This window comes from Lysinibacillus cavernae, assembly GCF_009724685.1.
Lineage (GTDB): Bacteria > Bacillota > Bacilli > Bacillales_A > Planococcaceae > Lysinibacillus > Lysinibacillus cavernae.
This window is the reverse complement of record NZ_WMEF01000023.1, coordinates 1-8,811: the sequence shown is the minus strand read 5'-3', so window position 1 is coordinate 8,811 and position 8,811 is coordinate 1. Positions and strand designations below refer to the sequence as shown.

The following is an 8,811-nucleotide window of genomic DNA, read 5'->3' as shown; positions in this document are numbered from 1 at the left end:
AGAAAAAAGACTGTAGGCAAACTCTCAAATTTTTTGAGTTTGTCTACAGTCTGAGCACTCACCGTACATTGGGTGAGTGCTACATGATTAGTTTTCTTCTGCTACTTTAGAGTAACGTTTATTGTGTAGTAGCATGAAATAGCCGAATGTAATAGCTAAGAATGCTACTAGGAAGCCAGCTAAAACACCATAGTTTTGCATTAAGAATGACGTATCACCCGTAGAAATACTTGATTTAAATGCTTGGACTGTATATGTCATCGGTAATAGCTTGTTAAATACTTGTAATGGTGATGGGATTAATTCTAATGGGAACGTACCTGCACTTGTTGTTAATTGTAAAATTAACACAACAATTGCCATGAAACGTCCAGGGTCACCAAAGATCGAAACAAGCATTTGAATTAATGCTAAAAATACATAGCTTGTTAATAAGGCTGTTACGATAAAGTAGCCCATGTTATTTACTTCAAGTCCTAGACCCCATTTAACAATGACTACTGTTAGTAATGTTTGCACTAAACCTACGACTGCTAATACAGTCACTTTACTTGTAAACCAAGATGCTCCATTTTTAGGGCGAATTGCTGGTTCAACAAGTGGGAATACAATCGAAATTAATAATGCGCCTACGAATAAGCCAAGAGAAATAAAGTACGGTGCAAAACCAGTACCATAGTTAGGAACATGGTTTACAGATTCCTTTTCAACTTCAACTGGACTACCTACCATATCATAAGTGTCTTGATTTGCTTTTACTTCACTTGCTTTTTCACTTGCCTCACCTAATTTGCTAGTTAATGTTGATGTACCATCAGCCAGTTCAGTAGAACCATCAGCAAGTGTTGCTGAACCTTGTGCCAGCTCACCAGATTTTGATGCAAGTGTAGAAGTACCTTGATTTAATGTTGTTGTACCATTCGCTAATTCATTTAAACCAGATGCCAATGTTTTAGAGCCTGTTACAGCTGTATTGACACCAGCATGTAATTCACCTAATTTCGCAGCTAATGTCGCATTACCTGCTTGTAATCCTTTTGCACCTTCCATTAAAGCATTACTTTTTGCTGTTAATGCATTCGCACCTGCTAGCACTTCTGCTTGACCTGCTGCGATTTGGCTTGCACCAGAGCTTACTTGATTAGCACCAGCTTGTAATTTTTCTGTACCAGCAGATAAAGACGTTAAACCATTATGCACACTAGCACTACCTGCTTGTAGCTCTGCTAACGTTTGTTTTAATGCTGCTGCTTGTTCCTCAGGCATTGAAGCCATCGTCGTTTGTAATTGGTTTGCTAAGGCTGTAATGCCTGCCTCCACTTTTGCAGAACCATCTGTTAGTTGATTTGCTGCGCCGTTTAATGCGCCAGCATTTTCAGAAATAGATGCTGCACCTGTACTAATTTGTTGTTGTTTGTCGTTTAAAGTGTTTAAACCTGCACCGACTTTTGCAACACCTTGTGTATATTGTGATAACCCTTGTTCAAGACTTGTTGCACCATTTGCAGCTTGCTGTGCTCCTTGTTGTAATTGAACTGTACCATCTTGTAGTTTTACTAAACCACCCGATAATTCATTCGCACCTTTTGCAGCATCTCCAGCACCTTTTGTTAGTTTATCTGTACCATTTGACAGTTCGACTGTGCTTGATGCTAGCTGCTCAAGATAGCCTTTTAAATCTTTTGCTCCATTCGCTACTTTTTGAGCACCTTCATCTAGCTTATTCGAGCCATCTGCTGCCTCTGTAAAGCCATCTCCTAGCGTTGCAATGGAATCAAATAATTTTTCAGCATAAGTCGTTGATACTTGTGCATTTACTTCAGCACGTACACGATCCATTGCAGTCTCACCAATTTGTGCACCAAGGAAGTTTAGTCCCTCATTTGGAATGTAGTTCATCACTAATTTTGATGGTTTGTTATCTAATAGTGTTGTAGCATGTTCAGAGAAATTTTTTGGAATTTCTAGAATCATATAATAATCACGACTATTTAAGCCTTTCTCAGCCTCATCCTTTGAAACTTCAATAAACTTAAACTGTTCGCTATCCACCAGTTTATCGACTAAGGTGTCCCCTAAGTCTAATTTAACACCCTCCATCTCAGCACCAGTATCCTCATTGACTACAGCTACTGGGAGATTAGGAAGTCCTGCATAAGGATCCCAAAACGCCCATAAAAACATACCTGCATACATCACTGGGATAAATAATACAGCGATAATGGATACAAGCATTTTTCTTGTTTTAAAGATCTTCAGCCATTCAGCTTTAATCATAGTTATTCTCACTCCTAAACTATTTGACCGAAAACGTCATTTGGTCATTTTTATTCAAAAAAAATAGTTAACCTCAACAACTTTGCAAAAAAGAACACTTGATTCGATACTTATACTTCCGTATTCTATCGAATCAAGTTAGAATCAAACCTCGAAAAATTGTTTCCTTGAAAAGATTTAGAATCTTTTCTTCAGGAATAACATCACCGTGTAACTCATGCCAATCGACAACAAATGCAAGATATGCCTTTAACAATAAGTAACTCACAAGCTCTGCATCACAATCTCTAATTTCACCTTTATTGATACGTCTTTGTATTAACTCTGCGACATACGATAAAATTTCTGTCTCGATGCGTAGTAGCACCTGTTTAACAGCTGGTGTTCGTAATTCTTTTTCTTCTTCAATTAGCTTCGCAAATAAAAGATGTTTTTCACGGAACTGTAGCATTTTCATTAAAGCATTATGTGCATTATCCATAAAGCTTGCTGATGCATCCAACACGGCATCCGCTTCCGCCTTCATCTCATGTACAAGTGACATAGCAATCTCTTGAAATAAAATTTCTTTATTTGCAAAGAATGTATAAATCGTACCTTTACCAACATTAGCGATTTTCGCCACTTGTTCCATCGTTGTTGCTTTATAGCCAAACAATGTAAAGGATTTTGCAGCTGCTTCAAGAATTTCCTGCCTACGATCCATTAGTAACACCCTTTCTTGTTAGGTTATGTACATTCAAAGTACATTTTAATAAAAATGACCAGAAAACCATTTCGGTCATCTGGTCATTATCATATTCCTATTTCTAAAAAAATGCAAGCATTTAATGATGATTTTCTTCATCTTTTTCTTCGTTACTATGATCCATCATGTTATTATCCATACTGTTATTGGCTTTTTCATCCTCTGGCAAAACTTGTGTCATATCTGGACTTCCAGCGACAATTTGCTGCTTTGGCATATTATGAACACCGTTAGCTGTAGTATGTGCATACATATAGTAGACACCATCATGATCAAATGTAGTCGTCGCTTTATAAACGCCGTCTTTCTCTAATTTCCCATCAATCATTTGTCCTTCATCGCGTTTACCTGATTCCCAAACCTCAAATTCTACAACAGCATCATCTACGTTTTCGCCACCTTGTTCAACATGTGCTGCCAGCTCAATTGTTTCATTGAGCGTTACTTCTTTTGGTGTTAAAATTTCAACTTCTGGGATTTGAGGTACTTCTGGTTCTGGTAAAGCCTCTTTTTTTTCTCCACAGCCTACTAATAATGTAGGGACTGCAATTAGTGCAAATAACCACTTTTTCATCATTTAATCCTCCATTAATGGCAACCGAATCATAACGATCGTGCCTTTTTCAATAACACTTTCAATTTCTAACGTACCCTGTAACTGCTTTAATAGTTGTTCAACAATTGATAAACCTAGTCCACTACCACCGTCTGCTCGACTCCGTGCCTTGTTAACACGATAAAATCGCTCCGTGACATGTGATAAATCCTCCTGTGGAATCCCGATTCCATAATCCTTGATCGTAATTTGCGCACTACCAGTTTTTTCAACAGCCATAATTTCTACCTGAGAATTTTCATACGAGTAATTAATAGCATTTTCAATAATATTTATAAAAATTTGCTTTAGCTTCACTTCATCAGCTTCAATAATTAAAGCATCATCTACATCTAAATATAATGTTATGTTCTTTTTATCTGCTTGATGTGTTAGGATTTTTTGAACCTCTCGTAATGTTTCACCTAGAGGGATTGGATAAAGAACGATATCTGTTTGTTCATTTTCCGTTCTTGCAAGTTGAAGTAATTCATTTGTTAATCGTTCCATTCGATTAGCCTCACGAACAATTAACTGAATGGTTTCTTCTTTTTGATTTTCTGTGATAATACCATTTTGCATCGCTTCGCTATAGCCTTTCACATAGCTAATTGGTGTTCGTAATTCATGCGAAACTGTTGCTAAAAATGTTTTTTGCGCTTCATCCTCTTGCTGGATTGCCTCTGCCATTCTATTAAAAGTACTAGATAATTTACCGATTTCATCCCGTGAATTGACAGGTACACGTGTCTCATAATTCCCGTAGGACATCTGTTCCACAGCACGTTGCAAATCGCTTAAAGGTCGCATAATATGTCGAACACCTTTATAAATCAAATAGCTAGCAACCACTAAAAATATAAAGGCACTGATAAACAACAAAATCACGCCACTATTAGCCAATTCACTAATTTTGGCTAGTGGGAAATAGATATAAATGATACCTTCTAATCTATTCTGATCAACGAGCGGTATAACTACCGAAATAAGCTGTCGATCAAAACGCGGTTCGTACCCAATTTTTTGCACATATTTTCCTGATAATAATTTCTGCCTTTCCTCGGGTCCAATCAATGTCTCATAATCTATATCGAATGGAACACAGGCACTTAACTCACGTGGATTCCTTACTGCAAATATATTTAAATTTGAATAATCATTAAATTTTTCAATATCTGCAATAAATTCATCCGTTACTTTCCCATTGTCATACATTGTCTGTAGTTTCAAGCCGACTTCAACCATTGTATCTTCTGTATCCTGTACATATAAACGTTGATATAAGAAATTTGTGAGGACATACATAAAGACAACCGTAATGATTAAAAATGCGAAAATTAACAACCAAATGCGAGTGGCAATCTTTTTCATTCGCCAGGATCAAAGCGGTAGCCCACTCCCCAGACGGTTTGAATATGCGCAGCCGCATCCTTTCCAAGCTTGATTCGTAAAGTTTTGATATGTGTATCAACAGTTCGAGTACCACCTATATAATCTATATCCCAAATGCGTTCTAGCAACTGCTCCCGTGTATAAGCATTACCTGGATTTTTCATAAATAAATGTAACAGTTCAAATTCTTTTAATGTAAGTGGAATACTCTTACCATCAACAGATACTTTCCGTGCAATTTCATCAATTTTAATAGGACCAAAAATCACATACTTTTGCTGTAGTTCTGTAATATTTGCACCACTTCTTCTTAACACAGCATAAATTCTTGCCACAAGTTCATCATGTGTAAATGGTTTAACAATATAGTCGTCTCCACCAAGAGTAAGACCTTTCACCTTATCTTCATTGGCATCACGTGCTGTTAGGAAAATAATTGGTACATTGGACATCGCACGTATACTTTGACAAACAACAAAACCATCTTCATGAGGCATCATCACATCAAGTAGCACTAAATCAATATTTTCACGTACAATCACATCGTAAGCTTCTGTACCACTTGCGGCAGTAAATGTCTCTATATCAGAGTTATTGAGCATCATTTCTATTAAATTACGCATATCCTGCTCATCATCAACTATTAATACAGTTGTCATCATTTTTCCTCCCTTACTAACAGTTGAAAAGCACCTTTTCCTACATCAACTGTTTTTTCTTTCTGGCCATCTTTTATAAAGTACAAAGTATGATCGTCATAGCCAGCGACAACAATATAATCTTTAAATTGGTTGACCACAAACGGATTTGCTCCAACCTCTTGCTGCCATTTTATATGGCCATCAAAGTCAGCAACATATAACTCGTTATGACCGTGACTTACAACAAGGACGGCATCTTTTGTCTTTTTTAATCCTACTGGCATCAAAGGCATGTCAATCTCTCCATTCAGTTGGCCAGTGGTCAAATCATATTTTTTAACTGAACTATTTGGCTTACTTCCTTCTCCATGACCACCTATCCATAGCTCATGTGTCTCTTCTAAAATGGCTATTCCATGGGAGGATTTTTGAATCGGCCACTCTTGTTCAATGGTCAAATTTTTCATATTTAACACAGTTAATTTTGTATCTTTAAAATTAATAACATACAGTTTATCTTTATACGATGCCATTGACATAGGATAATTGCCAAGTTGTTGTGTTACTAGCTCTTTTCCTTCTTCATCAAAGCTTGTCACAGTATTGGTTTTACTATTCGTGATAAAAAATTGTTTGAAGTTGTCATCATAGTACACATTCGTTGTACCAATCTCTACTTTTTTTGAATAGCGCTTTTCTCCGGTTGAGATTGTATAGACATCGATAGTATTTAATTGGTGTCCATACAATAGGACTTGATCATCGCCTAATAGTATTGCCCCTGAATAAGCTTTATCAAATAACCATGTTGCAAGTACATTACCATCCTCATCTATAAAATCTAATGATGGTTCTTGTATATTTAATGATGCTATAAAATTTCGATCCTTTTCAATGGGTTCATACGATTTTTCAGCGCAACCCGCTAACCATATAATTTGTAGTAACGAAAAAATGAAGAATGCCCATTTTTTCAACTTTATCACCTCTGCCCCTTTACTATACTTCACAATTGTGAAATCCGGGTGAAACTTGAGAGGTAAATTTATGACAAACCATAAAAATACATTTCACATTTAAAACACATGATTCTCCTCACAGTTCAATCATCTAACCCATATTTCCATGGTTACATATACTACAAAGATACTAGTAAGGAGGAATATAACGTGATTTCCATTAGTCTATGTATGATTGTAAAAAATGAAGAAGATGTTATTGGACGATGTCTTGAATCTGTTAAAGATTTAGTAGATGAAATCAATATTATTGATACAGGATCAACAGATAGCACAAAACAGATAGTTGCACAATTTACTGACAGAGTTTTTGATTTTGAATGGATTCATCATTTTGCAGCTGCACGGAACTTTTCCTTCCAGCAAGCAACAAAAGATTACATTCTTTGGCTAGATGCTGACGATATATTTTTAGAGGAGGATCGAGAAAAATTTAAGGCGTTAAAGAAATCCCTTTCCTCTGATATTGATGCAGTTTCAATGAACTATCATCTTAGTTTCGATAATGAGGGAAATGTAGACATTTTAATAAGAAGATATCGCCTTGTAAAAAGAGAAAAGCATTTTCAATGGATCGGTGCTGTCCATGAATATTTAGAAGTAGGTGGCATGTTGTTTGATAGTGATGTAGCCGTTAGCCATTTACCATTAACACATGACCATACACGTAATATTACGATTTATAGACAATTAATTGAAGCAGGCGAAACACTATCACCCCGCGATACGTTTTACTTTGCTAATGAATTACTAGATCATGGTCAGTTTGAAGAAGCCATTTACTATTACGAATTATTTTTAACTTCAAAATTAGGTTGGGTAGAAGATAATATTCGGGCCTGTTTTAAATTAGCAGATTGCTATTCCAATTTAAACGATAAAGAAAACAACTTCAGTGTTATTTTACGTAGCTTTGAATACGATGTACCCCGCCCCGAAGCCTGCTGTCGCCTAGGCTACCATTTCATGGAGCAACACAAAAATTATGAAGCCATTTTTTGGTATGAACAAGCGCTTGTCATTATTCAAAATCCAAACGCCCCTTTTCAAAATAAAAGCTTCTTTACGTGGCTTCCCCACTTACAGCTTTGTGTGCTTTATGACCGTCTACAACAACACGAACTTGCAAATGCACATAATGAATTAGCTAGCTCCTTCATTCCTAATGACCCAAAAATATTACACAATAAAAAGTATTTCGAGCGTATTTTAAAAATCAATCAAAACGACTCCTGAAAATATCATTAACCAGATAAAAAAGACTCTCTATATACAAAAAATAAGTAGTTATGTGTCTGCCTCGTCTATCATTTATCAGAATACGATATTTGAGAGAGGAGGTGAGATTATGCATTTTGGAAATTTTCTAGATAGAGTTTGCAGTAAGTGCAATTCCTTTCCATGTTGTTGTAAAACTGGACCTACCCCAAATTGTCCAATTTGGCCCGTAAAACCTACTGGACCAACTGGTGGGATTACTGGTGCTACCGGGGCTACTGGTGTTACTGGGGCTACTGGTTCTACTGGTACGACTGGCGTGACCGGGGCTACTGGGGTTACTGGTTCTACTGGTTCTACTGGCGCTACCGGGGCTACTGGTGATATCGGTTCTACTGGGCCTACTGGCGCTACTGGTTCTATCGGAGCTACTGGTGTTACTGGGGCTACTGGGGCTACTGGCGTGACCGGGGCTACTGGGGCTACTGGACCTACTGGACCTACTGGACCTACTGGTGATATCGGGGCTACTGGGGTTACTGGTTCTACTGGTGATATCGGGGCTACTGGGGTTACTGGTTCTACTGGCGCTACCGGGGCTACTGGCGTTACTGGGGCTACTGGCGCTACCGGGGTTACTGGGGTTACTGGTTCTACTGGCGCTACTGGCATGACTGGCGCTACTGGCATGACTGGTTCTACTGGCGCTACTGGTTCTACTGGCGCTACCGGGGTTACTGGTGATATCGGTTCTACTGGCGCTACTGGACCTACTGGACCTACTGGTGATATCGGGGCTACTGGGGTTACTGGGGCTACTGGCGCTACCGGGGTTACTGGGGTTACTGGTGCTACCGGGGCTACTGGTTCTACTGGTTCTACTGGTTCTACTGGTTCTACTGGTTCTACTGGTTCTACTGG

The 8,811-nt window shown here is 37.9% G+C and carries 7 protein-coding genes and 1 pseudogene; 2 read left to right on the top strand and 6 right to left on the bottom strand.

The genetic code is table 11. From position 1 onward, the window contains the following. Positions 1 to 87: 87 nt before the first annotated feature. The 6 genes from GJU32_RS22705 to GJU32_RS22680 all read right to left on the bottom strand — a co-directional run bounded on the left by GJU32_RS22705 (position 88) and on the right by GJU32_RS22680 (position 6,639). Complete coding sequence (locus tag GJU32_RS22705; protein ID WP_155594146.1) at positions 88 to 2,277, bottom strand: YhgE/Pip domain-containing protein; 2,190 nt, start codon at positions 2,275 to 2,277, stop codon at positions 88 to 90. A gap of 133 nt (positions 2,278 to 2,410) precedes the next feature. Beyond that, on the bottom strand, positions 2,411 to 2,983 hold the full coding sequence (locus tag GJU32_RS22700) for a TetR/AcrR family transcriptional regulator (protein WP_155594145.1): 573 nt from the start codon (positions 2,981 to 2,983) through the stop codon (positions 2,411 to 2,413). Positions 2,984 to 3,104: 121 nt separating this feature from the next. Beyond that, a complete protein-coding gene (locus GJU32_RS22695) occupies positions 3,105 to 3,599 on the bottom strand; it encodes a FixH family protein (RefSeq protein ID WP_155594144.1) in 495 nt (164 codons plus the stop codon). 3 nt (positions 3,600 to 3,602) lie between these two features. Continuing rightward, entirely contained in the window at positions 3,603 to 4,991 is a 1,389-nt protein-coding gene (locus tag GJU32_RS22690) for a sensor histidine kinase (RefSeq protein WP_155594143.1), read from the bottom strand. Next, positions 4,988 to 5,671, bottom strand: coding sequence for a response regulator transcription factor (locus GJU32_RS22685; protein ID WP_155594142.1), 684 nt, complete (start codon positions 5,669 to 5,671; stop codon positions 4,988 to 4,990). The genes GJU32_RS22690 and GJU32_RS22685 overlap by 4 nt, the downstream gene beginning before the upstream one ends. Next, complete coding sequence (locus GJU32_RS22680) at positions 5,671 to 6,639, bottom strand: YncE family protein (RefSeq protein WP_230875132.1); 969 nt, start codon at positions 6,637 to 6,639, stop codon at positions 5,671 to 5,673. Before GJU32_RS22680 ends, GJU32_RS22685 begins: the two co-directional genes overlap by 1 nt. A 183-nt stretch (positions 6,640 to 6,822) precedes the next feature. Here GJU32_RS22680 and GJU32_RS22675 point away from each other — a divergent pair, with 183 nt between their 5' ends. Beyond that, positions 6,823 to 7,908, top strand: a complete 1,086-nt coding sequence (locus tag GJU32_RS22675) for a glycosyltransferase family 2 protein (RefSeq protein WP_155594140.1) — start codon at positions 6,823 to 6,825, stop codon at positions 7,906 to 7,908. A gap of 112 nt (positions 7,909 to 8,020) precedes the next feature. After that, a pseudogene (locus GJU32_RS22670) lies at positions 8,021 to 8,811 on the top strand (collagen-like protein); the annotation flags it as partial.